This is a genomic window from Vibrio sp. MMG023 (assembly GCF_021654215.1).
In the GTDB taxonomy this organism is placed as follows: Bacteria; Pseudomonadota; Gammaproteobacteria; order Enterobacterales; family Vibrionaceae; genus Vibrio; species Vibrio jasicida.
Genome location: NZ_JAKFZP010000035.1, coordinates 1 through 419, shown reverse-complemented (window position 1 = coordinate 419; position 419 = coordinate 1). Strand labels below are relative to the sequence as shown.

Sequence of the window (419 nt, the reverse complement as noted above, 5' to 3'; positions counted from 1 at the left end):
GTTCACGCTATCGCAGGCATTGCCAACCTTGACCAATGCGACCTTCAATCCAACACACCAGTTGGAAGGGCAAAGTGTCGCGGTCAGACTGGAGTTTGATAAAGCGCTGCAAGCAGCAAGTGCAGAGTTGGGTGGTTCCGCCGTCACGCTGACCAAAACAGCGGATGCGAAAGTCTGGACTGGTGACGTTGTCGTGCCAGTGTCGTCTGAGCTGACCGTAGGCTTGGTAGTCAAAGACTACCAAGACCTATCAGGCAACACAGGCGCAGAAGACAGCAGCCACTCTATGCCAATCACACCAACCTTGGCGATCACGCCAGTAGGTAATGTGGATGGTAGTAATGCGGCCTCATTACAGATTGCAGGGACGTCAACTCGCTTTGATGGCCAAACGGTGAGCGTAGAAATCAAAGCGCAAA

Annotated in this window: 1 pseudogene; it reads left to right on the top strand. The window is 53.0% G+C overall.

The features are described from left to right. Positions 1 to 419: pseudogene (locus L1076_RS26870) on the top strand (hypothetical protein); the annotation flags it as partial.